The sequence below is a fragment of the Streptomyces flavofungini genome (assembly GCF_041028215.1).
GTDB classification, from domain to species: Bacteria; Actinomycetota; Actinomycetes; order Streptomycetales; family Streptomycetaceae; genus Streptomyces; species Streptomyces flavofungini_B.
Map to the genome: position 1 here is coordinate 1 of NZ_JASKYR010001445.1, position 639 is coordinate 639.

The 639-nt window shown below is 78.7% G+C and carries 1 pseudogene; it reads left to right on the plus strand.

Annotation, left to right across the window (positions count from 1 at the left end):
- Positions 1-639: pseudogene (locus AB8Z36_RS41570) on the plus strand (FHA domain-containing protein); the annotation flags it as partial.

Genomic DNA, 639 nt, shown 5'->3' on the forward strand with positions numbered 1-639 from the left:
GGGTACGGCTATCCCCCGCCGCCCCCGGGCCAGGACCCGGACTTCTCGCAGCCCGCTCCCGGGCGCCCGCACCTGGCCGCCGTGCCGGACCCGGGCCCCGAGGCGGAACTCTGCCCGCAGTGCCGCACGCCCCGCGAGGCGAACGCGCCGTTCTGCGAGGAGTGCCGCTGGAACTTCCTGACGAACACCGCCACGTCGTACACCCCGGCCGCGCCGAACCCGCCGCTGCCCGCCACGCACGGCGGTCCCGGCATGCCGCCGCCGCACCCCGGCCAGCAGTTCCGCCAGCCGCCGCCCGGTCCCGGCGGCCCCGGTCCCGGCGGTCCCGGTCCCGGCGGTCCCGGACAGGGCCCGTACGAGTACCAGGGCTCGCGCCCCTCGCAGATGAACCGCCCGGCCGAGCCGATCCCGCCCTTCGGGAACGGCAATGGCAACGGCGGCAACGGTGACGGCAGGCCGGGCCAGCCCGGACATCCCGGCCAGCACGGTCACCCCGGCCAGCACGGCCAGCCCGGACATCCCGGACCCGGCGGTCAGCAGGGCCCCGGTGGCCCGCAGGCCTTCCAGCAGCAGGGCCCGTCCGGACCGTCCGCGCCGTCCGCACCCGGCTTCCCGCAGCAGAGCGGCGCCCCGCAGGGC